Source organism: Pseudomonas sp. I3-I5 (assembly GCF_022699445.1).
GTDB lineage: Bacteria > Pseudomonadota > Gammaproteobacteria > Pseudomonadales > Pseudomonadaceae > Aquipseudomonas > Aquipseudomonas fulva.
The window spans coordinates 465,863-490,906 of the sequence record NZ_CP093940.1 but is presented as its reverse complement, the minus strand read 5'-3'; the positions used below and the strand labels follow the sequence as shown (position 1 = coordinate 490,906).

25 protein-coding genes are annotated in these 25,044 nt (G+C 62.8%); 13 read left to right on the top strand and 12 right to left on the bottom strand.

Annotated features, from left to right (window positions below):
• Window positions 1-183: 183 nt before the first annotated feature.
• From MOP87_RS02150 to MOP87_RS02130, 5 genes are all read right to left on the bottom strand, one after another.
• The gene (locus MOP87_RS02150) at window positions 184-1,515 is read right to left on the bottom strand and encodes a DEAD/DEAH box helicase (protein ID WP_242810063.1); all 1,332 of its coding nucleotides are present in this window, start codon (window positions 1,513-1,515) and stop codon (window positions 184-186) included.
• A gap of 81 nt (window positions 1,516-1,596) precedes the next feature.
• Window positions 1,597-2,490, bottom strand: a complete 894-nt coding sequence (yedA, locus tag MOP87_RS02145) for a drug/metabolite exporter YedA (RefSeq protein ID WP_027915221.1) — start codon at window positions 2,488-2,490, stop codon at window positions 1,597-1,599.
• A 130-nt stretch (window positions 2,491-2,620) separates the two neighbouring features.
• Window positions 2,621-3,226 (bottom strand): 3'-5' exonuclease, encoded by a 606-nt coding sequence (locus MOP87_RS02140; protein ID WP_027915222.1) that lies wholly within the window; start codon window positions 3,224-3,226, stop codon window positions 2,621-2,623.
• A gap of 7 nt (window positions 3,227-3,233) precedes the next feature.
• Window positions 3,234-3,713, bottom strand: coding sequence for an NYN domain-containing protein (locus MOP87_RS02135; RefSeq protein ID WP_023534583.1), 480 nt, complete (start codon window positions 3,711-3,713; stop codon window positions 3,234-3,236).
• 70 nt (window positions 3,714-3,783) lie between these two features.
• Window positions 3,784-4,545: a DUF2076 domain-containing protein gene (locus tag MOP87_RS02130; RefSeq protein WP_242810062.1), complete on the bottom strand. Its 762-nt coding sequence runs from the start codon at window positions 4,543-4,545 to the stop codon at window positions 3,784-3,786.
• A gap of 167 nt (window positions 4,546-4,712) precedes the next feature.
• On the opposite strand from MOP87_RS02130, the gene MOP87_RS02125 reads away from it, so the two are divergent.
• Window positions 4,713-5,369, top strand: coding sequence for a membrane protein (locus tag MOP87_RS02125; RefSeq protein ID WP_027915224.1), 657 nt, complete (start codon window positions 4,713-4,715; stop codon window positions 5,367-5,369).
• A 16-nt stretch (window positions 5,370-5,385) separates the two neighbouring features.
• Here MOP87_RS02125 and MOP87_RS02120 read toward each other — a convergent pair whose 3' ends face one another.
• Window positions 5,386-6,165: a helix-turn-helix transcriptional regulator gene (locus MOP87_RS02120; RefSeq protein WP_028687140.1), complete on the bottom strand. Its 780-nt coding sequence runs from the start codon at window positions 6,163-6,165 to the stop codon at window positions 5,386-5,388.
• Window positions 6,166-6,295: 130 nt separating this feature from the next.
• Here MOP87_RS02120 and MOP87_RS02115 point away from each other — a divergent pair, with 130 nt between their 5' ends.
• The 5 genes from MOP87_RS02115 to MOP87_RS02095 all read left to right on the top strand — a co-directional run bounded on the left by MOP87_RS02115 (window position 6,296) and on the right by MOP87_RS02095 (window position 10,230).
• Complete coding sequence (locus MOP87_RS02115) at window positions 6,296-6,451, top strand: hypothetical protein (protein WP_154665194.1); 156 nt, start codon at window positions 6,296-6,298, stop codon at window positions 6,449-6,451.
• Window positions 6,448-7,272 (top strand): carbon-nitrogen hydrolase family protein, encoded by an 825-nt coding sequence (locus MOP87_RS02110; RefSeq protein WP_027915226.1) that lies wholly within the window; start codon window positions 6,448-6,450, stop codon window positions 7,270-7,272. Before MOP87_RS02115 ends, MOP87_RS02110 begins: the two co-directional genes overlap by 4 nt.
• Before the next feature lie 83 nt (window positions 7,273-7,355).
• A complete protein-coding gene (locus MOP87_RS02105; protein ID WP_242810061.1) occupies window positions 7,356-8,678 on the top strand; it encodes an APC family permease in 1,323 nt (440 codons plus the stop codon).
• A gap of 365 nt (window positions 8,679-9,043) precedes the next feature.
• Window positions 9,044-9,772 carry an RHS repeat-associated core domain-containing protein gene (locus MOP87_RS02100; protein ID WP_242810060.1) on the top strand — a complete coding sequence of 243 codons (729 nt, stop codon included), beginning with the start codon at window positions 9,044-9,046 and terminating at the stop codon, window positions 9,770-9,772.
• Between the two features lie 242 nt (window positions 9,773-10,014).
• Window positions 10,015-10,230 carry a hypothetical protein gene (locus MOP87_RS02095; RefSeq protein WP_206405552.1) on the top strand — a complete coding sequence of 72 codons (216 nt, stop codon included), beginning with the start codon at window positions 10,015-10,017 and terminating at the stop codon, window positions 10,228-10,230.
• On the opposite strand, the gene hrpB is transcribed toward MOP87_RS02095, so the two are convergent.
• On the bottom strand, window positions 10,220-12,739 hold the full coding sequence (hrpB, locus tag MOP87_RS02090) for an ATP-dependent helicase HrpB (protein ID WP_242810059.1): 2,520 nt from the start codon (window positions 12,737-12,739) through the stop codon (window positions 10,220-10,222). The genes MOP87_RS02095 and hrpB overlap by 11 nt on opposite strands.
• 119 nt (window positions 12,740-12,858) lie before the next feature.
• On the opposite strand from hrpB, the gene MOP87_RS02085 reads away from it, so the two are divergent.
• Both MOP87_RS02085 and MOP87_RS02080 read left to right on the top strand, forming a co-directional pair.
• Window positions 12,859-13,278 carry a hypothetical protein gene (locus MOP87_RS02085; protein ID WP_027915231.1) on the top strand — a complete coding sequence of 140 codons (420 nt, stop codon included), beginning with the start codon at window positions 12,859-12,861 and terminating at the stop codon, window positions 13,276-13,278.
• A 21-nt stretch (window positions 13,279-13,299) separates the two neighbouring features.
• On the top strand, window positions 13,300-14,169 hold the full coding sequence (locus MOP87_RS02080) for a cation diffusion facilitator family transporter (protein ID WP_242810058.1): 870 nt from the start codon (window positions 13,300-13,302) through the stop codon (window positions 14,167-14,169).
• Window positions 14,170-14,173: 4 nt separating this feature from the next.
• Here MOP87_RS02080 and MOP87_RS02075 read toward each other — a convergent pair whose 3' ends face one another.
• The gene (locus MOP87_RS02075; RefSeq protein ID WP_242810057.1) at window positions 14,174-15,007 is read right to left on the bottom strand and encodes a DUF6515 family protein; all 834 of its coding nucleotides are present in this window, start codon (window positions 15,005-15,007) and stop codon (window positions 14,174-14,176) included.
• Between the two features lie 396 nt (window positions 15,008-15,403).
• On the opposite strand from MOP87_RS02075, the gene MOP87_RS02070 reads away from it, so the two are divergent.
• A complete protein-coding gene (locus MOP87_RS02070; protein WP_023534579.1) occupies window positions 15,404-15,880 on the top strand; it encodes an Lrp/AsnC family transcriptional regulator in 477 nt (158 codons plus the stop codon).
• Between the two features lie 54 nt (window positions 15,881-15,934).
• The gene (locus tag MOP87_RS02065) at window positions 15,935-16,138 is read left to right on the top strand and encodes a DUF2788 domain-containing protein (RefSeq protein WP_023534618.1); all 204 of its coding nucleotides are present in this window, start codon (window positions 15,935-15,937) and stop codon (window positions 16,136-16,138) included.
• A gap of 36 nt (window positions 16,139-16,174) precedes the next feature.
• Here the strand turns inward: MOP87_RS02065 and MOP87_RS02060 are convergent, their stop codons facing one another.
• The 3 genes from MOP87_RS02060 to MOP87_RS02050 all read right to left on the bottom strand — a co-directional run bounded on the left by MOP87_RS02060 (window position 16,175) and on the right by MOP87_RS02050 (window position 20,029).
• Window positions 16,175-16,813, bottom strand: a complete 639-nt coding sequence (locus tag MOP87_RS02060) for a pseudouridine synthase (protein WP_111475493.1) — start codon at window positions 16,811-16,813, stop codon at window positions 16,175-16,177.
• Between the two features lie 6 nt (window positions 16,814-16,819).
• Entirely contained in the window at window positions 16,820-18,283 is a 1,464-nt protein-coding gene (gene amn, locus MOP87_RS02055) for an AMP nucleosidase (RefSeq protein WP_049696675.1), read from the bottom strand.
• A 102-nt stretch (window positions 18,284-18,385) separates the two neighbouring features.
• Window positions 18,386-20,029 carry an acyl-CoA dehydrogenase family protein gene (locus MOP87_RS02050; RefSeq protein ID WP_027915236.1) on the bottom strand — a complete coding sequence of 548 codons (1,644 nt, stop codon included), beginning with the start codon at window positions 20,027-20,029 and terminating at the stop codon, window positions 18,386-18,388.
• A gap of 297 nt (window positions 20,030-20,326) precedes the next feature.
• On the opposite strand from MOP87_RS02050, the gene MOP87_RS02045 reads away from it, so the two are divergent.
• The 3 genes from MOP87_RS02045 (at window position 20,327) to MOP87_RS02035 (ending at window position 22,816) form a co-directional block, all read left to right on the top strand.
• Window positions 20,327-21,733, top strand: coding sequence for a PAAR domain-containing protein (locus MOP87_RS02045; RefSeq protein WP_242810056.1), 1,407 nt, complete (start codon window positions 20,327-20,329; stop codon window positions 21,731-21,733).
• Window positions 21,726-22,112 carry a hypothetical protein gene (locus MOP87_RS02040; RefSeq protein WP_242810055.1) on the top strand — a complete coding sequence of 129 codons (387 nt, stop codon included), beginning with the start codon at window positions 21,726-21,728 and terminating at the stop codon, window positions 22,110-22,112. The genes MOP87_RS02045 and MOP87_RS02040 overlap by 8 nt, the downstream gene beginning before the upstream one ends.
• A 326-nt stretch (window positions 22,113-22,438) precedes the next feature.
• Window positions 22,439-22,816, top strand: coding sequence for a hypothetical protein (locus MOP87_RS02035; protein WP_027915239.1), 378 nt, complete (start codon window positions 22,439-22,441; stop codon window positions 22,814-22,816).
• 73 nt (window positions 22,817-22,889) lie between these two features.
• Here MOP87_RS02035 and MOP87_RS02030 read toward each other — a convergent pair whose 3' ends face one another.
• Window positions 22,890-24,875 carry a hybrid sensor histidine kinase/response regulator gene (locus MOP87_RS02030; RefSeq protein ID WP_028687149.1) on the bottom strand — a complete coding sequence of 662 codons (1,986 nt, stop codon included), beginning with the start codon at window positions 24,873-24,875 and terminating at the stop codon, window positions 22,890-22,892.
• Window positions 24,876-25,044 lie beyond the last annotated feature (169 nt).

Here is a 25,044-nt window from a genome sequence, read left to right as displayed (position 1 = left end):
GATGTGATCGTCGGGGCTACGGTGTGCGCGCCCCTACGAGTGCCTACTGGCGGTTGGACTGGATTCATTGAATGGCGCCCGGTGATTCTCGTTTTAAGGAGAGGCAGCGCCCTACGCGGTGCCAAGGCTCGTACCTGCCCCGTTGAGATCAAAAGCCACTGCCTCACGCCAACGCTCTAACCGTCAGGGCTTGCGCTTGCGCGGCCCCCCATTGAAGCTAGGCACCTTGCGCACGGCCTTCACCGCAGGTGGCGCGGTGCCTGCCTCATCACTGTCCATCCAGCGACCCAGCCCACGCTTGGCACTGTTCTCCTTGGGCTTCTTCGGTTTCTTGGGCTTTTTCATCACCTGACCACTGGCATCGGTCAGGGGTACCCGGTGATCAGGAATGAAGTCAGGCTCTTCATGACGCGTCAGTGTCTGCCGGGTCAGCACTTCGATGGCCGCCAGCAACTGCACCTCATCCGCGCAGACCAGCGAAATCGCCTCACCCGTGTTGCCCGCACGGCCAGTGCGGCCGATACGGTGCACATAGTCTTCGGCCACGATCGGCAGGTCCAGGTTGACTACCAGCGGCAGGTCGTCGATGTCCAGCCCGCGCGCAGCCACGTCGGTGGCCACCAGCACCTGCACCTCGCGTGCCTTGAAGTTGTCCAGCGCCCGTTGCCGTGTCGCCTGGGGGCGGTCGCCATGGATACCGTCGGCCTTGACCCCTTCGGCCAGCAGGCGCTCGACCAGCTGATCGACGCCGTTGCGGGTCTTGGCGAAGACCAGCACCTGCTTCCAACGCTGCTTGCGCAACAGGTGGCAGAACAGGTCGACCTTGCGCTTCTTGTCCACCGTCACCAGCCATTGCTTGACGCTCGCCGCCGTGGCATTGCGCGGGCTGACTTCGATGCTGAGCGGGTCGTTGAGCGCGAGCCCTGCAAGCAGGCGGATCTGGTCCGAGAAGGTCGCCGAGAACAGCAGCGTCTGGCGCTTGCGGGGCAGCGCGGCATAGACCGATTGCAGCTCCTCGGCGAACCCCAGGTCGAGCATGCGATCGGCTTCGTCGAGCACCAGAATCTGCACCTGGTTGAACTTGATCGCGTTCTGGCGATACAGATCCAGCAGCCGGCCCGGGGTCGCCACCAGCAGGTCCACACCACGGCGCAGGCGCATCATCTGCGGGTTGATGCTGACCCCGCCATACACCGCATAGGTGCTCAGCGGCAGGTGCTCGGCGTACTCGCGCACGTTGGTATGCACCTGCTCGGCCAGTTCACGGGTGGGCACCAGAACCAAGGCACGAATCGAGTTGGCCGCCACCTTCTCGCCTTCAAGCGCCAGGCGTTGCAACACGGGTAGGGCAAAACCTGCGGTCTTGCCGGTGCCGGTCTGGGCGGCGGCCATCAGGTCGCGGCCGGCCAGCACGGCGGGGATGGCCTGGGCCTGTACCGGGGTCGGGGTGGTGTAATCGCGCTGCTCAAGGGTGCGCAGCAAGGGTTCGATCAGGCCGAGTTTGGCGAAATTCATGGCAATACCATCAGGGGTTCAGCGAAGCCGGCAAGTCTACCGCATCCCCCCTGTGCACTTGCAGGTTTCCCGGTCGAGCGGCTAGGCGATGGGTCGCGCCTTGCGCCACTGCGGCAGGCCGATCAGGACCACCGCGCCAATGATCACGGCCATGGCAACGCACTCTTCGGCACCGATCTGCTCGCCGGCAAACACGATGCCCAAGAGCACCGCCACGGCCGGGTTGACGTAGGCATAGCTGGTGGCCGCCGCCGGGCGAACGTGCTTGAGCAGGTACATGTAGGCGCTGAACGCCAGGATCGAGCCGAAGAACACCAGGTAGGCCAGCGCGCCCCAGCCGGCAGCGGTGGGCATCTGCGTCATGCGTTCACCCGACAGCAGGCTGCCCAACAGCAACGCCGTACCGCCGACCAGCATCTGTGCAGCGCTGGCCATGGGGCCCGGTGGCATGGGCAGGCGCTTGCTCCAGACCGACCCGAATGCCCACGAGGCGGCGGCGAAGATCAACAGCGCCGCGCCAAGCGGGCTCGCCTGCAGATTGGAGCCGAGGTTGAGCAAACCGATGCCGGTCAGGCCAAGCACGATGCCCGCCCATTCGAGCCCTGAGTTGCGATAACCGAACATCAGCCCAAACACCAGGGTAAACAAGGGCACGGTCGCCACCGCCAGCGCTGCCACGCCGGACGCCACGCCGGCATGCTCAGCGATCGTCACGCCCCCGTTGCCACAGCTGAGCAGCAAAAAGCCCACCAGCCCCGCTGCCCGCCACTGCGGCCAGGACGGTGATGGCGCCCCTCGCCAGCGCATGAAGCCGTACAACAGCCCCCCGGCAATCAGAAAGCGCACCCCAGCCATGAGCATGGGCGGCCAGCTTTCCACACCGATGCGAATGAACAGGTAGGTTGAACCCCATACGAAATACAGGGCCACGAAGGCCCCGATGAGCAACAGCGGGAAGCGGCGGGTGCTGGACATGGTCGACTCGAAAATCCATTTGCGGGTGACGCAGTCTAACGGTGTGAAGCGCAGCGGCAACCCTACAGTGAGGCGTTGGATAAGCAGCACACTTGCAGCCGCGGGCGTGCGACGCCAGGCGCTGCCCGTTTCAGCGGTAGGCTGCCAGCGCGTCGCGCACCTTGGCGGCGGGGGTTTTCTGCAAACGGCAGAACAAGTCGTGGGAAGGCTGCTGCACCCCGTGGTCCTGGCGCAGCACGCCGGCCAGGTGCTGGACCAGGTTAGCGGCCATTTCCGCGTCGGCCATGGCCCGGTGGGCCGTGCCGGTGTTGGGCAGCCCGGCCCAGTGGTTCAGTGTGCCCAGCTTGTGGTTGGGGGCGGCCGGCAGCAGGCGCCGGGACAGCAACAGCGAGCAGGCGAAGGGCTGGCTGCGGCTACGGCCGATGCGGCTCAGTTCGAAATCCCAGAACTTCTGGTCGAAGGCGGCGTTGTGGGCCAGCAGCGGCGTGGCCCCCACGAACTCGGCCACCTCGTTCATCACCTGCTCCACCGGGGGTGCCTTGCGCACCATGGCGGTGGTGATGCCGGTCAAGCCCGACACGAAAGCAGGCACCGACACCCCCGCGTTCATCAGGCTCTGATAGCGCTCGACGATTTGCCCGCGCTCGAGCATCACCACGGCCACCTCAGTGGCGCGGCAACCGGTGCCTGGGGAAATGCCGGTGGTTTCAAAGTCGATGACAGCGATACGTTCCATAAAAACCTTAGTGTTTGAGCAACAACGGGCCCTCGATGGGCACATAGCGGGTGGCGGCGCGGATCAGCGACATCGCCGTCAGCCCCGGCACGCCGTAGACCACCGCTTCGGTGCCGTGGCGCTGGATCACGCGGTCGAGCAGCAGGTCGAAATCCCCGTCACCCGAGGCCAGTACCACCTGGTCCACGCGGCTGGCCGCATCGATCACATCCAGGGTGATGCCGACATCCCAGTCGCCCTTGGCCGAGCCATCGCTGCGCTGGATGAAGGGCTTGAGGCGCACATCGAAACCCAGGTTGCGCAGTATCTGCTGAAACTGCTGCTGCTTGCTGTCGCCCCGATCGATGGCATAGGCCACCGCCTCGACGATCTGGCCTTCTCGGCTGACCTGGTTCCACAAGGCGGTGTAGTTGAAATGGCAACCGTGGGCCTGGCGCACGGTGTAATAGAGGTTCTGCACGTCGGCGAACAACGCGATCTTTTTCACCTTGGCACCTCGTCTGGCCGAATCGGGGCGGGTTCAGCGCCCCGCGAAGGCCAGCAGTATGCCAGAGCCGTCAGACGTAGGAATCGTCGTCGGAGAATAATCCACCGTCATCACCGCCGTAATCGGCGTCACTGTAACCGCCCTGGTCGCTGCCCCAGCCGCTGTTGTCGGCCACGTGCTGCTGCTCGTTCTGGTCGGTCCAGCCGCCCCTGTCACTGGCCTGCGCAGGCTCCTCCTTGATCACCTCGACCACCTCTTCGGGCTGGGCGTTGTGGTTGAACAGGCTGCTGATGCCCTGGGCCAGCAAGACACCCCCGGCTACACCGGCCGCAGTCTGCATGGCGCCACCCAGGAAGCTGCTGGCACCGCCACGCGCGGGCGCTGCGCCAAAGCCCGGCTGCTGGGCCGGCGGCTGCGAGAAGCCAGGTGCCGCCGGCTCGCGCCAGCCGCCACTGGCGGGTGCGGACGGCGCGACCGAGCGCTGGGGTTGAGGGGCAGGTGCCGGCGCCGAGCTGCGCCCACCAGCGCCGAAGATGCTGGACAGAAAACCGCCGCCGCCTGTGTTCTGCGAGGCGCCGGCCTGCGCAGCCTCGGCCTGGGCACGTGCCTGCTTGAGTTCGGCTTCGAGCTGTTTGTTCTGTTCGTCCAGGCGCTTGATGGCCGCTTCCTGCACCAGGATCGCCTGGGCCATGTAGTAAGGGGCCGCCGGCTGCTGGCGCACGTGCGCCTCGATACAGGCCTGTGCCTGCGCATCACGGGGCTGGCTTGGGTCTTCGGCCTGCTTGATGCGGCTGAACAGGCCATCGATCAGGGATTGTTCTTCGGTATTCATGGGGCGACCTCGTGGGTAGCGGGACAACGGACAGGCTCAAAGATGGGGCGTTAACGCGGCTGATTCAATCACTGGCGGGGTGAAACTTTTTTCAGCAAGTGACGGATCAGGGGTCGCTTTGGGCTAGAGTTAGACCCCTTGTTTCAACTGCCATGCGATGTTGACCCATGAATCCGCTGAGCGTTTTGCGCGACTCCCTCCACTTCTTCACCCGCCACCTGGCCGGTATTGCCCAACTGTGCCTGCCGCTGGTGGTGCTCGAAGCCGTGCTGACCCAGGTGCTGTATCGCCAGCTGGGCGAGCAGGCCTCGCCGGCCTACGGCATGCTGATCTACGTGCTGTGCTACCCGTTGTACAGCGCTGCACTGATCCTCTACCTCGATACCCGCAGCAATGGCCAGGCCATCGCCAAGCGCGACCTGTTTGCCCGTGCGGTGCAGCTCTGGCCGGCGCTGACGCTGCTGGTCCTGATCAGCTCGTTGCTGATCATGGCCGGCATGGCCTTGTTCGTGTTCCCAGGGGTGTGGATCATGGTCAACCTGGTGTTCGGCGAATACCTGCTGGTGCTGCGCGGCTTGCCCGTGGTGCAGGCGATGCGCGAAAGCGCCCGCATGACTACTGGCCATTTCATGCGCATTCTGGTGTGCCTGCTGGGGGTGCTGGCGTCGATCTGGCTGATCGAAGGCCTGATCCTGATGGCCATCCCCGATCCTTCCCCTGGCGTGCAACTGCTGGTGGATAGCCTGGCAGGCTTCCTGCAATTGTTCGGCACGGTGGTCATGTACCGGCTGTTCATGCTGCTCGAAGTCGAGCAGCGCACCTGAACGCAGCCGTTGGCTGCTAGCGCTGGGCCTTGAGGAACAGCGCGAACAGCTCCGACTGGGACTTGATGCCCAGCTTGCGGTAGATGTGCTTGCGATGGACCCGCACGGTTTCCGATGAAATGGCGAGTTTGCGGCCGATCTCCTTGCTGGAACAGCCGCTTAGCAGCATGCGGCCCACTTCCAGTTCGCGGGCGGTGAGCGGCGTTTCAAGGTGGCCAAAGCCCTCGGCCAAGTGGTTCTGCCACGCAGGCGCCGGGGTGACTTCGTCGACATCGTGCTCGAACCGAAAGCGCTGGCGCATGGTGGCCAGCACCCAGGGTTGCAAAAGGTGCAGCAACGCAATCTGCTCACCTGCAAAGCGTGAGCGGCTACCGAGCGACAGGCAAAGCGTGCGCCCTGCATCCAGGGCCACGTTGTACTGCACCTCGTCGGCCACCACGTTAAGGCGGAAATAACGCTGGTAGTAGTCGGTGCGCTCGAAGCATTCAGGGGCCACGTCGGCCAGTTGGACCAGGCCGCTTGCCGGTGCTTCCCGGCTGGCGATGTAGAACGGGTCCAGCAGGTAGAGGCCCTTGAGGTAATCCTGGAATAACGGGTCCAGCCCGCCGTCGCTGCCCGGGGATTCGGCATACACCAATGGGCGGTGCTCACTGAAAAGAAACGCGACCCAGCTGTCGAACGCCACGTATTGCTCCAGCAAACGCACCAGGCGCAGCCAGAAGCCGGGGTGGTCCAACGCATCGATCACCTGGCCGACCGAGCGATGCCAGGCAATGTCCTGAAGTGTAAGGTTCATGTCCGGGCTCTGTACCAAAAGGTGAGACGCAGGTCAGGGTGAATACAACCGAGCAGGCAAAGTGTACTGGAGTGCATCGGCATTGCGGCGCTGTTTTCAGCGCAGCGTTGACCAGTACCGACGGATTTGCATGGGGCTAACCCCTATGGGTTACCTCAAGGGCGTAATTACCCCGCCGCCGATGGCAGCGGCATACTCGGGCACTCACCGTGCGCCACAGCAGCTGGTTTCACGCCGCGTCGATCACCTGGCAGCCGTTGGGCTGCGCATTCAGGAGTTGCAATGAAAGTAGAACTCGTCCAGCTGGACGGTCGCGACGGCGACACCGCCTACAACCTGGAACGCACCCTCGAGGCGATCCACCGCGCAGCAGCGGATGTGGACCTGATCGTGTTCCCGGAAACCCAACTGATGGGCTTTCCAACCCATGACAACATCGCGGCTATCGCCGAGCCCCTGACCGGCCCGACGCTTGCCGCCGTCGCCCAAGCGGTGACCGACAAGGGCGTGGCAGCCGTGGTTGGCCTTGCCGAAGCGGGCGAAGACGGGCACTTCTACAACACCACCGTGTTGATCACCCCGGACGGTGTCGCGTTGAAGTACCGCAAAACCCACCTGTGGGCCTCCGACAAGGGCATCTTCACGGCGGGCGATCGCTACGCCACGGCGTTGTACAAAGGGGTGCGCGTAGGGCTGTTGATCTGCTTCGACATCGAATTCCCCGAAAGCGCCCGCGCCCTGGGCCAGCTGGGCGCCGAGCTGATCTTGGTGACCAACGGCAACATGGACCCCTATGGCCCCACGCACCGCACCGCCATCAGCGCCCGCGCCATGGAAAACCAGGCCTATGCGGTCATGGTCAATCGCGTCGGCCAGGGCGATGGCAACCTGGTCTTTGCAGGCGGCAGCGCGGTGGTCGACCCTTACGGCCAACTGTTATGCGAGGCAGGGCGCACCGCCTGCCGGCTGCAACTGGACCTCGACCTGGCGCTGATCGGGCAAGCGCGCCAGGACTACAGCTACCTGGCCGAGCGCCGCTTCGAACTGCCAGGCCAGCAGGTCGAGCACCCTGACGGCTTGCGAGAACTGATCCTGACCACCGTCTGAACCTTTGCGCCACGGCTGGCGCCCAGGGCCCAGGCCGGGCCCTGACATTGAACTCCATAAAAAACACAATCCGGAGTAACACCATGGCCCACTTGAAACGCACCCTGTCGCTGGGTGCGGTGACGCTGTTCGGCATCGCCTACATGACCCCCATCATTGTGCTGGGCACCTTCGGCATCCTCGCCGACACCACCCAGGGCGCCGTGCCCTCGGCTTATCTGGCCGCCTCCATCGCCATGCTGTTCACCGCCCTGAGCTACGGCAAGATGGCCAAGGCCTTCCCCGTCGCCGGCTCGGCCTACACCTACGTGCGCAAGTCCATCAGCCCCAAGCTGGGTTTTCTGGCCGGTTGGGCGGTGCTGCTGGACTACCTGTTCCTGCCCATGGCGATCTGGCTGATCGGCGCGGCCTACCTGCATTCGGCCTTTCCGGCGGTGCCGCACCCGGTGTGGGTGCTGGCCTTCATTGCCGTCACCACGGCCATCAACATCATCGGCCTGCAGCTGGCCAAGACCGTCAATGGCGTGCTTATGCTGCTTCAGTTCCTCGTACTGGCAGCCTTCGTGGGCCTGGCCGTGCATTACGCCACCGGCGAGCTGAACCAGCCGTTGTGGTCGCTGGCACCCTTCCATCAGGACGGTTTCCAGCTGCCCCTGATCATGAGTGGCGCCGCCATCGCCTGTTATTCGTTCCTGGGCTTCGATGCGGTCAGCACCTTGACCGAGGAGACCCATGAACCGCGCAAGACCATCCCTCGCGCCATCCTGCTCATCACCCTGCTGGGCGGTTTCATCTTCATCGTGGCAAGCTACTTCGTCCAACTCGCGCACCCAGGCGCGACCTTCAGCAACCCGGACTCGGCCGCCTACGAAATCGCGAAGGCCATTGGCGGGGACATTTTCGTGAGTTTCTTCCTGATCGGCCTGATCGTGGGCCAGTTCACCTCGGGGCTTTCCGCCCAAGCCAGTGCCTCGCGCCTGCTGTTCGCCATGGGCCGCGACGGTGTGCTGCCCAAGCGTTGGTTCGGGCGACTGAGTACGCGGTTCGGCACACCGGTCATCAGCATCGTCCTGTGTGGCGTAGTCGCGCTGCTGGCCTTGCGCATGGACGTGACGACCTCCACCTCGTTCATCAACTTCGGCGCTTTCCTGGCGTTCAGCCTGGTCAACCTGTCGGTGATCTTTCACTACTGGATCGCCCAGGGCGAGCGCGGGCTCAAGGCTGCAGCGGTGTACCTGGCTTTCCCCTTGGTCGGGCTGATGGCGGATCTGTGGCTGATGGCAAGCCTGGACCCCATGGCCATCTACCTTGGCGTGGCTTGGCTGGGCATGGGGTGCCTGTACCTGCTGGTCATCACCCGTGGGTTGCGCCAACAGCCGCCAGAGATGCATTTCGAGGAGGCTTGAGGTCGAGTGGGCAATATGATTTGCGGGGCTTGGAGATATGCCCCGCAGGGCTTGGGTCAGGGTGGGGATCGGATGATTGCGGCCAGTGCGAAATCTGGAAAAACTCGGTGGCGTTCTTCGCAGCTGGAATTCTATGAGGCTTCCGGCCGTCGACGGATAACAAATGCGTAATGGCATGGATCTTTATAACCGTTGGCATTCGTGGTTCGGCGATTGGGTTGCTCGCGATTTCGTGCGGGGCCCAAGGCCGTTCTCTAACACCTGTCAGTTTTGCCAGTGGCCGGGTGCGTACATCACCCGGATACTCAAGACGCCCGCCCTGCTAACGGGCGAAACGACAGTTCTCCAACCGCGAGCACAACCGCATGAACAGACTCGAGAGATCGGCGTACTCGCCTTACGGCTTTGCCGCAGAGATTCGATCTGCACACACGTTACTTGGCTTCAATGGTGAGCATGCGCAAGCGCTGACACCGCTCTACCTGCTTGGCTCCGGATACAGAGTCTACAACACGCGCTTAATGCGTTTTCTTTCACCTGATAGCCTAAGCCCGTTCGACGCGGGTGGCATGAATACCTACGCCTACTGTTCAAACGACCCCGTGAACCGCAGCGATCCCACTGGGCACTCTTTCCTATACCCCAACAAAAATGTGCGAAGACCAGCTATTACGCTGCCGAGTCGCGGCGAAGCAGGCAAGTGGCCGACACATCCCTCGGAGTTAGCGAAAAGGGATTTCAGCAATATGAAACTGAAGGAAATGTCCTATAAAGAGATTCAACACTGGTTCAAGATTTCCAAAGGGGAGTTAAAAGAAGCGAAACGCAATATACTGCGCAGCCCAAATGATGCTTCAGAGGCCATCGAGAAATATGTTAACACTGAGAACCGCCACCATGTATTGACTGAAGCATTAAATTCAAAGATTACAGGACGCCTCGTACACGTTATTGAGTCGTTGTTGGAGGAAGGACTCTACAAACCAAGCATGCCGGTGGAGTCTAATGCAGAACTGGCGACATTGATGCGGAACGGCATGCCCGTTATTATCCCCAGTGTCCATAATTTTAGAACTGTCAAAATGCGTCGCTAAGGCTGTACAAAACTTCGAGATACCCAACCGCTGCCCTCAAGCGCTAAGGTTCTTGAACCTTCCGCTATCGACGGAAAGGAATACTACGGCGGCTACGAACTTTGTGGGCGTCCGCTTGGATCAAGTACGAAGTCGGCACCCGTATGGTCTGCCCGCCTATGACACTGTTTTTCATCCACACGATGTCATGGGTCAGTGCTCCGACCTGCGCGCCGGTCAGGGGCACGCACAGGCTCAGATTGATGACATCCTGGCTGGCCAGGGCACTGTCCATCAGGTGGCGGCGCTGGCGTAGAGGGCTGTTTGCTGAGGACGATGTCGATGCCGACCACCGGCACCCCGGTCTGGTCGTCGCCCAGCTTGCCGGCGAGGATTTCCAGTGCGTTGTGCTCGCTCACCAAGCCGTTCTGCACACGGCGGGTGACGTTCAGTTACGTATGCGCATCGCTACTTCCTAGGCTTAGCCCTGGCAGTCGCTTCGGCCACCAGCGGGTCTTCAGGCCAATAGTGCTTCGGGTATCGCCCCTTCAGATCCTTCTTCACCTCCACGTAAGTGCTGCGCCAGAAGTTCGCCAGATCCTGGGTGACCTGCACAGGCCTGCGAGCCGGCGACAGGAGGTGCAGAACCAGCGGCTGCCTGCCCTGAGCGATGCGTGGGGTTTCTGCCAGGCCAAACAGCTCCTGAAGCCGCACGGCCAAAATTGGCGGATGCTGCGAATAGTCGATACGGATATTCGAGCCGGATGGCACCTGGATCGCCTGGGGTGCCTGGGTGTCCAGCTCCTGTGGAAGCGGCCAGGGCAGAAGGTTTCTGATGATCGAGGGCAGGTCCAGCTGGCTGAAGTGGCTGAGCCTCGTGACTTTACCCAGGTAGGGCGTGAGCCATTGGTCGAGCGTGTCCAGCAGATTGGCATCGCTCAGGTCAGGCCACTTGCTTTGTGCCTGCCCACGCTCGATATCCAGCTGGCGCAGCAGACCCACCCGGGCCTGCCACTGCCGCAGCTCGGGGTTCCAGGGCAGAAGCTCGATGCCCTTGCGCCTCACCAGGCTAACCAAGGCCAGCGAACGGGTTTGCTCGTCAAGGTTCGCCAGCGCTTTCGTCGACAGCACGAGCTGGCCTACCCGCCACTGCCGCTGCGCCTTGAGCACGCCTTCGCGCTCGTCCCAATCGACCTCATCGACCGACCTCACCAGGTCAGCCAGCTGGTTATCGAACAAGGCCGGATCGAGGTCACTCGCCAGGTAGATCCGCTCCTCGCGCTGTCCTTGCCGGCTACCCAGATCGGCCACCACCAGCCACTCATGTTTGGTGAGAGCATCGGGCTCTGAGAACACCGCAGCACGACCGTTGGAAAGACGGTATTCAGATTCAGTCGCCCGCCTCTGCAGGCCGATTCGATCAGGGTATGCGAACGCCAGCAGGCATCCTACCCACCGTGGGTGATCGAGCGCGTCTACAGGGCTCGAGGCCTTGCCACGCAGCAGCGACCGGTACTGCCGAGCAGACTGTTTCACGCGTTGCAGGGAACCGCCACTGCGACGGGCATGCTGCTCGCCCGACAGTGCGCTGAGCCGGGAGTGCAGGTCGGCACCGGCCCCACGCAGGATATCTTTCTCGCCCAGCAGAGCCGCGATGTTGCATGCCAGGTCATCCAGGCCCATCGCATTGCCCTTGATGAGCATGTGGGCGATCCGGGGGTGGGCTGGCAACGCGCTCATGGCTGCACCGTGTGGCGTGAGCTGTCCAGCATCGTCGAGCGCGCCCAGGCGCTTGAGCAGGTCTGTGGCTTGAGCGAAGGGCGCCGCTGGTGGTTGATCGAGCCAGGTCATCTCTTCCGGCTTCATGCCCCATCGAGCCAGCTGGAGCGCCAAGGCTGCCAGATCTGCCTGGAGGATTTCAGGGGTGCTGTAGCTGGCCATCTGCTCGTGCTGGGACTGCGACCACAGCCGATAGCAGACACCAGGCTCCAGGCGCCCCGCCCGTCCCGCCCGCTGGGTAGCGCTGGCCTTGGAAATGCGCTGTGTGTCGAGTCGGGTCATGCCGCTGCGGGGGTCGAACCTGGGTACTCGTTCAAGGCCACTGTCCACCACCACCCTGACCCCTTCGATGGTCAAGCTGGTCTCGGCGATGTTCGTGGCCAATACGACCTTGCGCGAGCCCTTGGGGGCCGGGTCTATCGCCGCACGCTGCGCCTGCAGGTCGAGGTCACCGTACAGCGGGCACACCATCACCTCTGGACGGCTGCCGAGATATGCCTTGAGGTCCTCTGCCACCCGCCGAATTTCCGCCTGCCCAGGCAGGAACACCAGGATGCTGCCAGGTTGTTCATCGAGGGCGGCCAGGCACGTGTCCGTGATGCGCGCATCGATTCGCTCGCCCGGCTGATAGGGGCTGCCCCATACCGTCGAGACGGGATACATCCGCCCTTCACTGGTGACCACGGGCGCATCGTCGAGCACCTTTGAGAGGCGGGCACCCTCCAGCGTGGCAGACATCAACAGCAGCTTGAGCGGGGGCTCATCGCGCAGCAGTTCACGGGCGCTCAGGCACAGCGCCAGTGCCAGGTCGGAATCGAGGTTGCGCAGGTGGTACTCATCGAAGATGACCACGCCCACACCCTCCAGCGCCGGGTCATCCTGAAGCCTGCGAGCCAGAATGCCTTCAGTGACCACTTCGATCTGCGTTCGCGGCCCTACCTTGCTTTCAAGGCGAATGCGGTAGCCGATCGTCTCGCCCACCTGCTCATCGAGTTCACTGGCCAAACGCTCCGCCGCCGCCCGCGCAGCCAGTCGGCGAGGTTCGAGCATCAGGATCTTTTGCCCGGCTAGCCAGGGCTCATGCAACAACGCCAGGGGCACCCGAGTGGTCTTGCCAGCACCCGGGGGCGCTTCGAGTATCACTTCATTGCGACTGGCCAGGGCCTGTCGTAGATCTGGCAATACACGGTCTATAGGTAATGAAATCATGGTGGCCCTCGAACAAGCAGGCGAGTATAACGGCGAACCGACGTTGTCCTATCATGGTCTTAACTGCGCGGGTTTAGGCGCCTTGCCTGGCCTGCCGAACGCCACGCCCGGAGATTTACATGCGCATTGCTTCCCGCCTGATCGGTGCTGCCCTCGTGGGCACCTTGCTGACGCAACTGACGGCTTGCGGCTCCATCTTCTACCCAGACCGTCGCGGCCAGATCGACGGCAAGGTCGACCCTGCGATCGCCGTGCTGGATGCCGTTGGCCTGCTGTTCTACGTCATCCCAGGGCTGATCGCCTTCGGCATCGACTTCGCCACCGGCGCCATCTACTACCCCCCAGGGCAAACCGCGCAGGTGGACCCGGCCAAACTGAAGGACGCCGTCAATGCCGATGGCAGCGTGGACAATCTCAAACTGCAGGCCATTCTGGAAAGCGAACTGGGGCAGCGCCTGCCGCTGGACGACCCACGCTTGATCCAGCACCGCGGCAGTGCTGAACAATTGGCCAGCCTTGGGCTGGTACCTGCCGCCTGACGTCAAGGACGACCGCCTGAGATGACCACTTCGGCCGAACACAAACGGTTGCTCCGCCTGGCCACACGCGCCTCCCTGGCGGTGGCCAGCATCCTGGTGGTCAGCAAGGCGCTGGCCTGGTGGTTGAGCGGCTCGGTTAGCCTGTTGGCCGGGTTGACCGATTCGGCCCTCGACGCCGTGGCGTCCTTCCTCAACCTGCTGGCTGTGCACTACGCCCTGCGCCCGGCCGATGACGACCACCGCTTCGGGCACGGCAAGGCAGAAGCCCTGGCTGGCATCGCCCAGGCGCTGTTCATCGGCGGCAGTGCCGTGCTGATTGCCTTGCAGGCGTTGGAGCGCCTGCGCAACCCGCAGCCGTTAGGCGATACCGCCATCGGCATCGGGGTGATGCTGATGTCGTTGGTGCTGACCGTCGCGCTGCTGGCCGTGCAACGCAAGGTCATCCGCGCCACAGGTTCAACGGCGGTACGCGCCGATTCCCTGCACTACCGCTCCGACCTGCTGCTCAACGGCAGCATCTTGCTGGCGTTGCTGCTGGCGCGCTTCGGCTGGCCGCAACTCGATGCGCTGTTCGGGTTGGGCATCGCACTGTACATCCTGTGGAGCGCCCTGCAGATCGCGCGCGAAAGCACGGCGATTCTCATGGACAAGGAGCTGCCCGTGGATGTGAGCGAAGACATGGCCAGCCGCGTGCTGGCCATCGAGGGCGTGCTGGGCGTGCACGACCTGCGCACCCGGGTATCGGGCAACCAGTGGTTCGTGCAATTGCACATCGAGCTGCCTGGGCAACTGCCGCTGCATCACGCACATGGGCTGTGCGTGCAGGCGTCGCAGGTGATCCGCCAGCAATACCCCAAGGCCGACGTGATGGTCCACGCCGACCCGGTGTAGCCCTCTAGTTGATGCTGTAGCCCCGCCCGGACAAGCACGCGCCAAGCGCCCGTTGGTAGGTACTTGCAACTGCAGGCGCCGGCGCGTAGGCCGCCATGGCAGGATCGAACCCCGACTGGCTGACCGCCCAGCGATGGCACTGGTAACGGTCCTGATCCTGCTGCTCCTGCCCCTGTCCATAGCGCGGATAAGCCACCACGTCATACCCCGACGCCGCTGTAGGCGCAGGTGCTGGGGGATTGACCACCACGTACTCGCGGCTGTTTTCCAGGTAGCGATAGTAGGTGTCGGCGACCAGGTAGATCATCGCGCCGTCCACGCGAAACTTGTGCGCATAGGGCGGCAGGTAGCTGACTCGCGCACCCGGGGGCGGCACCACGACCTGGTAACCCCTTTCCCAGGGGCGGTACCAGTACCCGCCGGAGTAGAAATAGTCCTGCCCCTGGTAGGGCACCTTCCAGAAACGGTCAGCAAACCGCTCCACGGTCTGGCCAGGCCGGTAGTGCGGCCCGGGGCCCCAGCCTTCACCGTGGCCCCCAGGGCGGCCCTGCCAGCCCTCGTGAGGCGCGTAGCCAGGGCCTGGGCCATGCCAACGCGGGCCGTCATCGGGGCGGCGGGGAATGTCCTGGTAGAACCCCGGCCGTGGGGGCTGCGTCTGACCGACTTCGTCACGCGAATTGAGCGCACGCCCAGGCGCGGGCCCTGCCTCCACACCTGGCCCTGTAGCGGCGGGGGGCAAAGCACCTGGGCCGTCGTTGGGCCCGGCCGCCAGGGCTGCAACGCTGATGCCCATGCCCAGCAAACCAACACCTGCCCACTGCCAGATGTGCGACTTCATGGTAGTCCTCTCGACGGTAAAACGGCTGACTGCGCCAGTCTACCGCGCCCCATCACGCCGCCCATTAAATTTCAGCCATGAAAAAAGGGAGGCCACCTGGGCCTCCCTTCAGCAATTGTCGTCCGTGCTCGGCACTTGTGGCGCCGGCTCACCTCACACCGTCTTCTGGAAGGTGCGTAGCCCGGGGGCCTGGCCCATCCTGTTGGATGGCTTGGCCGCGAGCGCCCGTCTGGGGCGCATCGCCGTGGACTGATGTCCGGGCAGTGATTCTGGTGTTAACGATACCGGGCGCGCCCCGGCACAGGATTGCGAAGATTGCTCAGATAAATAGCACTTGCGCAATTTTTAACCCTGGATTGATAATTCGCCGCAATCCGAACAGAAAAGGCATGATTCATGAGCAAGCTGGACCGATACGACCTGAGCATTCTGGCTGAATTGCAGCGTGACGCGCGCATCTCCAACCAGGAGCTGGCCGAACGCATCGGCCTTTCACCCTCGCCCTGCTCGCGCCGCGTCAAGCAACTTGAAGACGACGGCTACATTTCCCGTCAGGTGGCCTTGCTCGATCGCAAGAAGCTGGGTTTGAGCCTGACCGCCTACGTACTCATCGGCATGGACCGGCACACCCCCGAGCGTTTCGAAACCTTCGAGGCCACCATCCGCAACCTGCCGCAGGTGCTGGAGTGCAGCCTGGTGACCGGGATGGACGCCGACTACCAGCTCAAGGTCGTCGTGCCCGACATGGACCATTACCAGAAGCTGCTGCTCGGTAGCCTCACGCGCATCGAGGGCGTCACCAGCGTGCGTTCAAGCTTCGTGCTCAACCAGGTGTTGGCCAGCACCGAGCTTCCATTGACCCACCTTCGCTGATCAGTTGCCACCTCACGGGTATACTTGCCCCCTCAACCCGCCTGGAGCACTGCAATGGATCCTGCCGTATTCGAAGAGTGGATGATGATCATCCTGGTGACCGCCTTGATCGGCTTCATGGGCTTCATCGTCTGGGACCTGGCGAAAAAATCCCAGGCGGGGCGGTTCGGCACCCTGATCCTGTTCTTCGTGCTCGGCCTGGGTGTGCTGGCGTTCATCATCAAGAGCGTGGTGGTGGGGTTCATCGAGGGGGTGTAGCCAGCGCGGTCGCCACGTGCCCGCTGGCCATGCCGCCTAGCGCCGCAGGGTCGGCGCCACCTCGCGCCAGCAGCCTTGCTCGAGCCCATCGAGTGTCCAATCGCCGATACGCACGCGCACCAGGCGCAAGGTGGGCAGGCCCACGGCGGCGGTCATTCGCCGTACCTGGCGATTGCGACCCTCGCGAATCACCAGCTCCAGCCAACAGGTCGGTACGCTTTTGCGAAAGCGCACTGGTGGGTTGCGCGGCCACAGAGCGGGGGCTTCGAGGCTGCGGGCCTCGGCGGGCAACGTTGGTCCGTCATTGAGCTGCACGCCTTCGCGCAGTTGGCGCAGCTGCTGCTCGGTGGGCTCGCCCTCGACCTGCACCCAGTAGGTCTTGGGCAGCTTGTGCTTGGGGTCGGCAATACGCGCCTGCAGCGCGCCGTCATTGGTCAACAGCAACAGGCCTTCACTGTCCCGGTCCAGCCGGCCGGCGGGGTAGACGCCCGGAATATCGATGAAATCCTTGAGCGTGGCGCGCCCCTCGCCGTCGCTGAACTGCGTCAGCACGTCGAAGGGTTTGTTGAACAGGATCAACCGCGGCTCGGCGGGTGGCGCCTTGGGCTGGCGGTGAGCGCCAGGCGCAGGCCGCCCCTGAGGGCGGCGCGGCTTGGAACGGGGTGGCAGTGACATGGGTCCTCAGCGGAACGGCGGCTCGTCGAAGCTGCGCAGTTTACGCGAGTGCAGCGAATTGAGCTCGGTGCGCAACAGGTCCAGCGCCGCGATCCCGATCTTCAGGTGCTGGCTGACCGCGCGGTTGTAGAACGCGTTGGCTGAGCCTGGCAGCTTGATTTCGCTGTGCAGCGGTTTGTCGGACACGCACAGCAAGGTGCCGTACGGCACCCGCAGGCGATAGCCCTGGGCTGCGATGGTGCCGCTTTCCATGTCCACGGCAACGGCGCGGGACAAGTTGATCAGCGGCCGTTCCTGGGCCCAGCGCAGCTCCCAGTTGCGGTCGTCGTACGTCAGCACGGTACCGGTGCGCAGGCGCTTCTTGAGCTGCTCGCCCCGCTCGCCGGTCACCTGCGCAGCGGCTTCCTGCAGGGCCAGTTGCACCTCTGCCAATGCCGGGATCGGAATGTTCGGCGGCACCACGCGGTCAAGGATGCCGTCACGGCGCATGTAGGCGTGGGCCAGCACGTAGTCGCCAATGGTCTGCGACTGGCGCAGCCCGCCGCAGTGCCCGATCATCAGCCAGCAATGCGGGCGCAGCACTGCCAGGTGGTCAGTGATGTTCTTGGCGTTGGACGGGCCGACGCCGATGTTGACCAGCGTGATGCCGTCGCCGTCCCCTGCAATCAGGTGGTAGGCCGGCATCTGGTAGCGGTGCCAGACCACACCGGCGACCAGCGCCTGGGCCTCACCATGGTCCATGCTCTTCTCGATCACGACGTTGCCCGGCAACACCATGCGCACGAAGCGCGGATCATCGCGCAACTGCTCAAGGCCATGGCTGATGAACTGGTCCACGTAACGGTGGTAGTTGGTCAGCAGGATCCAGGGCTGCACGTGGCGCCAGTCACTGCCGGTGTAGTGCACCAGGCGCCGCAGCGAGAAGTCCACGCGCGCGGCATCGAACAGCGCCAGGGGCAAGGTATCGGTGCTGTCCCAGTCGTAGAGCCCATCGGCGATGTTGTCGGTGGCCGAGGACAGGTCGGTGCTGGGGAATACCCGCGCCAGCTGCGCGGCGGTGATGCCGCTGCCGGCCAGCTCGTCGCCCTGGTCGACCACGTACGGATACGGAATGGGCTGCTCGCTCACCCCCACTTCGACCGTGACGGTGTAGTCGTGCATCAACGGGCGCAATTGCTCCAGCAGGTAGCCGCGAAAAGCAGCCGGCTGGGTGATGGTGACGCTGTAGGTGCCCGCCACCTGGACCTTGGCGTAGGCCCGCGTGGTGGCAGCGACTTCGCCATTGCTGTGGTAGGTCAGGCGCAGCGCCGGGTAGCGAAACAGGTCTCGCTGCTGGGCATCGGGCTCGGTGCGGTCCTTGAGGTAACGCTTGAGGGCCTGGCTCAGGGCACCGGTGGCCTGCTCATGCAAGGCCGCCAGACGATCGACGGCCTGTTCGGGAGTATCAACGACTTCAAACGCGTGGCTCACACTGTGCTTCCTGTCTGGACATGCATGCGAACCATCTTGCCTGCCTTCTCGGGTAAATTCATCCCCTTGATGATGCAAGGCGGCGCAGCTGGGCCGAGCCGGTCAGCTGGCCATGGCCCGCGCCATCAGGGCCTGTACGTCCACACCGCGCGGCAGCGTGCCATAAGCGCGCCCTGTCCCTGTGAGGCGGCTGGCGATGAACGCATCGCTGACCGCACAATGGCCGGCCTCCAGCAGCAACTTGGCCTGCAATGCCAGGGCGATGGTCTCGGTCAGTTGCCGCGCCCGGTACTGGATGTCGCCCGTGTCGAGGAACGCATCCTTCAGGTTGACGATGCAGGTGGCCAGGCGCTTGTCGCCGTGTCCGTCCCCCAGTTCGGCGAACAACGCCTCCAGCACACCCGGCTCCTTGGACAAGGCGCGCAGCACATCCAGGCACTGCACATTACCCGAACCTTCCCAGGTCGAGTTGACGGGCGCCTCGCGGTAAAGCCGCGGCAGGATGCTGTCCTCCACATACCCCGCCCCGCCCAGGCACTCGGCCGCTTCGTTGATCATGGCCGGGGCACGCTTGCAGATCCAGTACTTGCCTACCGCCGTGACCAGGCGCGCGAAGTGCGCCTGCTGGGGGTCGTCGAGCTGCTCGAGGGCGTGGCCCATGCGCAGGCTCAGGGCCAATGCCGCTTCGCTTTCCAACGACAGGTCGGCGAGCACGTTCTGCATCAGCGGCTGCTCGGTCAACAGGCGGCCCGCCACCTGCCGATGCGCGCAGTGGTGCAGGGCCTGGGTCAGCGCCTGGCGCATCAGGGCACTGGAGCCGACCATGCAGTCGAAACGGGTCATGGCCACCATTTCGATGATGGTCGGTACGCCCCGGCCCTCCTCACCGATCATCCAGGCCAGCGCACCGCGAAACTCCACTTCGCTGGAGGCGTTGGAGACATTGCCCAACTTGTCCTTCAGGCGCTGGATATAGAACTGGTTACGGGTGTCGTCCGGGCGGTGGCGGGGCAGCAGGAAGCAGCTCAGGCCGTGCTCGGTCTGGGCAAGGACCAGGAAGGCATCGCACATGGGCGCCGAACAGAACCACTTGTGACCCACCAGCTCGTAGGCCTGGCCGGGCCCCGGCGCGCCGACTGGGTAGGCACGGGTGGTATTGGCGCGCACGTCCGTGCCACCCTGCTTCTCCGTCATGGCCATGCCCAACGTGACGCCGGCCTTGTGCCGGTCGCCGACGTTGCGCGGGTCATACTCACGCGACAGCGCCTTGGGCAGCCAGTAGTGGGCGATCTCGGGTTGCAGGCGCAGGGCCGGCACCGCAGCGAAGGTCATGGTCAGCGGGCAGCCCGTGCCGGCCTCGGCCTGGCTGTGCAGGTAGGTCATCGCCGCGCGGGCCACATGGGCGCCCGGGCGCGGCTCGGCCCAGGGCAGCGACGGCAGCCCATGCTCGACGGCGGTGCGCATCAACTGGTGATAGGCGGGGTGAAACTCGACCAGGTCGATGCGATGGCCATAGCGATCATGGCTGCTGAACACAGGCTTGTGCGCATTGGCCAGAAAGCCTGCCTGCATCAACGGCCCACCGGCCAGCGCGCCGTACGCATCGATCCGCGACTGCGCCCAGTCGGCACCAAAGCGCCTGGACCACTCCTGTAGCGGCAGGTCCAGGCGGTACAGGTTGGCCCCGTCCAGCGGTGGCGGCTGGTTGGTGACCTCGTGGGTTTCAGCGAACTGGTGCAGGTTCATGGAGGTACTCCTGAATCCGGGCAGGCGTGAGGTTCCCAGTGAAGCACTGTCTGGTCGATGGACAAAGGGGCATTCCTGACTAAACGCAGGGGTGCGTGATGAGCGGCGCTTAGGCGGCCGGCTTCATCGGGATCGCCAGCGGCGTGTTCGTTCGACGCCCGAACCGGTGAGGCCTTCAGGAACTTGTAATCCAGTTCCCAATCGTCCGTGGGAGTTTTCCTAGAAGCTGAATCAAGCGCCTATAAAGCGGATGCCGCCTGCTAGGTTGCGAGTTCTTTCTTGATCAGCAGGCAAGCCATGAGCATGCGAATCAGCATCCTGGGTCGGTACCAAGGCCTGGACAGCGATGAAACCACCACCGGCGCCATTTGCATTGCCGGGCAAGCCAGGGGGCGCGTCCATGGCCGTAACTGGCTGCTGCAAGGCGACAAGACCACGCCCTGCCCCGGCTGCGGGCAACCCGGCACACTGGTGGAGGGCGAGCCCTATTGGAGTCAGGACGGCATACCCACGGTCCTGGACGGCGCATTGGTGGCGTGTGGGTGTCCTATAGGCAGCAACCGCGTGATTGCGGGCGGATCTGCGGCCCTTGCAACGTCCAGGGCATCTGCACCTGAACCGGTCAATGACGCCGTGCGAAACCCCGACGCCCGCGCTAGGACGATCGATCCGGAGCGGTTCCGGGACGCTGCGCCTTCAGTGGCTCAGCCCGTTAATGAACCGGGTTTCTACATCGTGCCGCGCAGCATGTCGTATGACGAGGTGCTGATAGAACTCGGTGCCCCATACGCTCACTTGTCCCGATCAGCACTGGAACGGCTTAACCCCACTTCGCGAAACGGATTCAAACCGGGCGAACTGTTCGTCGTGGGTGAAGAATCGGGGTACCCCATGTGTACCCGGCAAGAAATGTCGGTCATGGGTGCAGCGGAGCAGGCGCGTGCTGCATTGGCGGACCTCACCGAGGAGGAAGCCGGCTTCATGATGCAGTACCAGGCCGAGATCGCCGCGCTGTTTGGTGATACCAGTCTGGCCATGGGCGTAGCCGAGACGGTGGCGGGTAAGTCACTGGATGAAATCACCCGCCTCTTGCGCAAAATCGAAGACCTGCACAAAGCGCAATTCGCCAAGCACGGGCACCTTCGCCACCCAGACTTCTTCGCCCAGCGCCAGCACCTGTTCAATCAGTTGAGTGCCGGTTTAAAGGCCACCTTTCTCAACAAGAGGCTCAATCTTGGGGATTACTCACGACTGCGCCGAGACTTGGGTATCTCCTCGAAAAGCCTGGTGCACCATTGGAGCAAAGCAGGCGGGCCCACCAGCATACCGGGGTATTCGACTCACTTGGATAGACTGGCGAAGATGGCCAAGTACTTGAAGGCTGGAGGGGCAGTGGGTATTACGCTCGGGGGTATTGGATCAGCGATGAACATTGCCGATGCGTGTCGGGTGGGGAATACGAAAGCATGTAGAAAAATGCGTTTTACTGAGGCTGGTAATTTTTCGGGTGGTTTAGTAGGTGGATGGGGGGGAGCGAAGCTAGCTAGCAGATTAACGCCCGGGATTTGCTGGTGGACCGGCCCAAAGGCATGGGCCTGTGGGATAGTGGTTACAGGGGCTGGAGCATTGGCTGGAAGCCTAGAAGGAATGGAATTCGGCGAATACGTAGGAGAGGTAATCTTCGAGGCTTTGCAGAATGATTGACCACCTTGACATAAAACTGAAGTTGTTTCTGCTCACTTCCCCTTTCATCATAGGCTTTATCTCACTGGCCATGGACCTGCGCATTGCATGTTCAAAAGAATACGACGTCATGATCGCAGCGCTCCAGCGCAGTGCGTGCCTAGAGTTTATTACAACACTCTGGGGAGAACAAAGCATACGCGCACGATTATTGGTGATCTCAATGGTGGGTGGGCTCCTAGCATTTCCAACCTACCACATTCGCAAAGGTGCGCTTGATCCACTCGATTATCAGAATTTTCCAGCCTCCCTTAAAAAGAAGATCAACACCGCATCCTGGCTGAACACAGTAGCGTTCACTTGGCTAACAGTCGGTTACTTTTTCCTACTACCAAGGTGAAACTGTTTACTCATTACAAGCACCATGGATCCACGCTGATGATTGGGTATTCGACGCATCTGGGCGAGCTGGCAAGTAGGCCAGGTACTCGAAGCTCGCACGGCGGACGGGAATACAAAGCCATGTTGAAGAACACTATTTACTGAGCCTGACGATTTTGGCTTGCCCAAAATGGTCGGGGCCAAAATAGCTAATGAAGTGATACTTATTCCTTCCCGAAGAACTGCCTTGACGGCGCTGCATATGGCATCTCGACCCCTGCAACAGCGCCTCTGACGGGAAGTCTTCGTGCATGCAATTAAGCGAAAACTTTCGAGGCCTTGAGAGTGATCAAGAATTTTGACATTACGTTTCAATTACTTTTTCTTGCCACTCCCTTTGCCCTCGGACTGACCGGTCTCGCCATGGATCTGCGTATCGCAGGCTCCAAAGAATACAAAGTCATGATCGGGGCCCTGCAGCGCAGTGCGTGCTTACCCTTTATTGTCACCCTTTGGGGTGAAAAGACTCTGCGTGCGAGAATGTTGGTGACATTCATGGTCGCCGGGATCATAAAGTATCCAAAATCAAGTATTCGACGAGGCATGCTTGATGCACAGGATTATGAGCAATTTCCATCATCCATGAAAAAGCGGATAGTAATTTCCTCATGGCTAAACACTGTCGCGTTCAGCTGGTTGATCATAGGCTCTTACTTTCTTTGATGCCGTGAATCCCACGTCCACGGTATCTCGCTGCGCACATAGCTAACAGCACATCGTCCTAACCTACCGATGCTTACCGCCAACGCCGCCCCTCATGCCCCTGCACAGCCACCTGCCCCTGCGAAATCGCCAATTCCAGACTCATCTCGAACCGACTGCCCACGCCAGGCGCCGATTGATGCGATAGCCGTGCCCCCAGTAATTCGCTCATCTGCCTGCAGATGGCAAGGCCAATGCCCAACCCGCCATAGCGCCGGGTCATGGAGCCATCCACCTGAAAGAACCGCTGATAAAGAATCGACTGGTCGAGGTCTTCGAAACCGATACCCGTGTCGCTCACGGTAAACGTCAAGGCCAGTTGATTAGGGCCCCTGTGCTGCCCCCGGACCTGGATCATCACACCGCCCTGGTGGGTGAATTTCAGGCCGTTGTCCACCAGGCACCCCAGGCAGCGGGCCAGCTTCGGCCCATCCCCCACCAGCCGGTCGGGCAGGTCCGCCGGCATGTCCACACTCAAGTACAGGCCCTTGCCCAGCGCCTGGCCGGCATACGTAGCGCGCAAGCCTTGCAGCAATGTCCGAAGGTCGAAGGGCGCTGGCTGCGCTCGCAGCCGCCCTGCTTGCAATTCGGACAAGGTCAGGATGTCGTCGACCATGTTCATCATGCCCTGAGCCGAGCCCACCGCCGTCTGGTGGAAGCGGGCCATTTCCGCGTCCATCGGCAGGGTATGCATCAGCTCCAGGGACCCGATCACGCCATTCATCGGGGTGCGCAGTTCATGGGTGACGCAGGCCAGAAACTCATCCTTGAGCCGGTTGCTGTTGGCCAGTTGCTGGTTGAGCACCTCCAGTTGCTGCCCCGTCTCACGCAGGGTGCGGGCCTGCTCGTCGCGCAGCGTCTTGATGCGGTCTGCCAAGGCCAGCGATAGCAACGCCACCTCCAGCGCAGCGCCCAATTGGCTGGCATACATGGTCAGGAACATGTTCGGCAGGTAGCCCAGCACCATCAGCGTATTGACCAGCCCCCCGACCAGAAACGCGGTCCAGGCGATGATGAACCAGCGCGCCACGCGCAGGCCGCGCCGCCAGGCGTCGAGCCCTGCGCAGAAAACGCCCAGGCTGAACACGAGCGCCAAGGCGGTGGCAAGGCGCATGGCGAGGCCATAGGGCACGCTCACAGACAGCACCATCACCACGGCACCGCCCAGCATCAGCGCCTGCAGCAACCGGTCAAAGCCACGGCTTTTATGGCGAAGCTGCAGAAAATGCCGGGCGAACTGAGAGCCGAACAGCGCAGCTGCGCCGACGAACAACGGTGTGCAGGCATTGGCCCACCAGGGGCTGTCAGGCCACAGGTAAGCGATGCCGGCGCCGTTGACCGAGACCTGGTAAAGGCCGAAGGAGGCAATATAGAGGATGTAGTACAGGTAGCTGACGTCCCGCACGCTCAGGTACAGGAACAGGTTGTACACCAGCATCACCAACAGTACCCCGTAGATCATCCCCAGCACGTACAGGCGCGTGGCCTGGGCTTCGAGGTAAGCCTGGGGCGACCAGAGGGCCAGCGGCGCCTGCACCGAGCCCTGGCTGTGCAGCCGCATAAAGACGGTGGTGACCTGGCCAGGTGGCAATTGCAGGTTGAACAGGTAGTTGTCCTGACGGATCTCCCGGCTTGAATAAGGCAACGCATCACCCGTGCGCTGGGCCAGGCGAAAGCGCCCGTCCGGGCCTGTCAGGTAAAGGTCGAGGTGATCAAGGGGTGGGTAGGCCAGCTCCAGCAACCAGTGCAGGGGCATGCCCGGCGCCGGGTCAGGGTGCAGTTCGAGCTTGAGCCAGAACACCGACGTGGAAAACCCGGCATTGAGGACGTCTTCAGGGTGGGGGCGAAAACGCTGCGCGAAGTCGGGCGCACTGACATCCGTGATGCTGGCGCTGCCGTCCGGGTCTTCATAAACCTGCATGACCTTGCCCAGAGGCAGGTGACGGGTGGCCGCGGTGATGTCCACCGCTTCGGCGAATGTGGGCAGCAAACCCATGAGCACAATCAGCAAATAGCGCATACAGCCCCAGCAAGGCCTGTCCGGTCGCGTCGCGGTTGCCCCCTTTCCGTTTGAGACGACGAAATCCTGCAGAACCTGTTTATCGATTTATCTGCGCACTCTAGCACAGCCTCAAGCTGCGTCGAGCGGCCGCACAAAACCCACAGGACCGCTCTGGAACGGGCCTTAG

Bases quoted from the DNA above. Each gene is read 5' to 3' on its own strand.
- MOP87_RS02150 (WP_242810063.1), bottom strand. From the start codon at position 1,515: ATGAATTTCGCCAAACTCGGCCTGATCGAACCCTTGCTGCGCACCCTT.
- yedA (WP_027915221.1), bottom strand. From the start codon at position 2,490: ATGTCCAGCACCCGCCGCTTCCCGCTGTTGCTCATCGGGGCCTTCGTG.
- MOP87_RS02140 (WP_027915222.1), bottom strand. From the start codon at position 3,226: ATGGAACGTATCGCTGTCATCGACTTTGAAACCACCGGCATTTCCCCA.
- MOP87_RS02130 (WP_242810062.1), bottom strand. From the start codon at position 4,545: ATGAATACCGAAGAACAATCCCTGATCGATGGCCTGTTCAGCCGCATC.
- MOP87_RS02125 (WP_027915224.1), top strand. From the start codon at position 4,713: ATGAATCCGCTGAGCGTTTTGCGCGACTCCCTCCACTTCTTCACCCGC.
- MOP87_RS02120 (WP_028687140.1), bottom strand. From the start codon at position 6,165: ATGAACCTTACACTTCAGGACATTGCCTGGCATCGCTCGGTCGGCCAG.
- MOP87_RS02115 (WP_154665194.1), top strand. From the start codon at position 6,296: ATGGGGCTAACCCCTATGGGTTACCTCAAGGGCGTAATTACCCCGCCG.
- MOP87_RS02110 (WP_027915226.1), top strand. From the start codon at position 6,448: ATGAAAGTAGAACTCGTCCAGCTGGACGGTCGCGACGGCGACACCGCC.
- MOP87_RS02105 (WP_242810061.1), top strand. From the start codon at position 7,356: ATGGCCCACTTGAAACGCACCCTGTCGCTGGGTGCGGTGACGCTGTTC.
- MOP87_RS02100 (WP_242810060.1), top strand. From the start codon at position 9,044: ATGAACAGACTCGAGAGATCGGCGTACTCGCCTTACGGCTTTGCCGCA.
- MOP87_RS02095 (WP_206405552.1), top strand. From the start codon at position 10,015: ATGACATCCTGGCTGGCCAGGGCACTGTCCATCAGGTGGCGGCGCTGG.
- hrpB (WP_242810059.1), bottom strand. From the start codon at position 12,739: ATGATTTCATTACCTATAGACCGTGTATTGCCAGATCTACGACAGGCC.
- MOP87_RS02085 (WP_027915231.1), top strand. From the start codon at position 12,859: ATGCGCATTGCTTCCCGCCTGATCGGTGCTGCCCTCGTGGGCACCTTG.
- MOP87_RS02080 (WP_242810058.1), top strand. From the start codon at position 13,300: ATGACCACTTCGGCCGAACACAAACGGTTGCTCCGCCTGGCCACACGC.
- MOP87_RS02075 (WP_242810057.1), bottom strand. From the start codon at position 15,007: ATGAAGTCGCACATCTGGCAGTGGGCAGGTGTTGGTTTGCTGGGCATG.
- MOP87_RS02070 (WP_023534579.1), top strand. From the start codon at position 15,404: ATGAGCAAGCTGGACCGATACGACCTGAGCATTCTGGCTGAATTGCAG.
- MOP87_RS02065 (WP_023534618.1), top strand. From the start codon at position 15,935: ATGGATCCTGCCGTATTCGAAGAGTGGATGATGATCATCCTGGTGACC.
- MOP87_RS02060 (WP_111475493.1), bottom strand. From the start codon at position 16,813: ATGTCACTGCCACCCCGTTCCAAGCCGCGCCGCCCTCAGGGGCGGCCT.
- MOP87_RS02050 (WP_027915236.1), bottom strand. From the start codon at position 20,029: ATGAACCTGCACCAGTTCGCTGAAACCCACGAGGTCACCAACCAGCCG.
- MOP87_RS02045 (WP_242810056.1), top strand. From the start codon at position 20,327: ATGAGCATGCGAATCAGCATCCTGGGTCGGTACCAAGGCCTGGACAGC.
- MOP87_RS02040 (WP_242810055.1), top strand. From the start codon at position 21,726: ATGATTGACCACCTTGACATAAAACTGAAGTTGTTTCTGCTCACTTCC.
- MOP87_RS02030 (WP_028687149.1), bottom strand. From the start codon at position 24,875: ATGCGCTATTTGCTGATTGTGCTCATGGGTTTGCTGCCCACATTCGCC.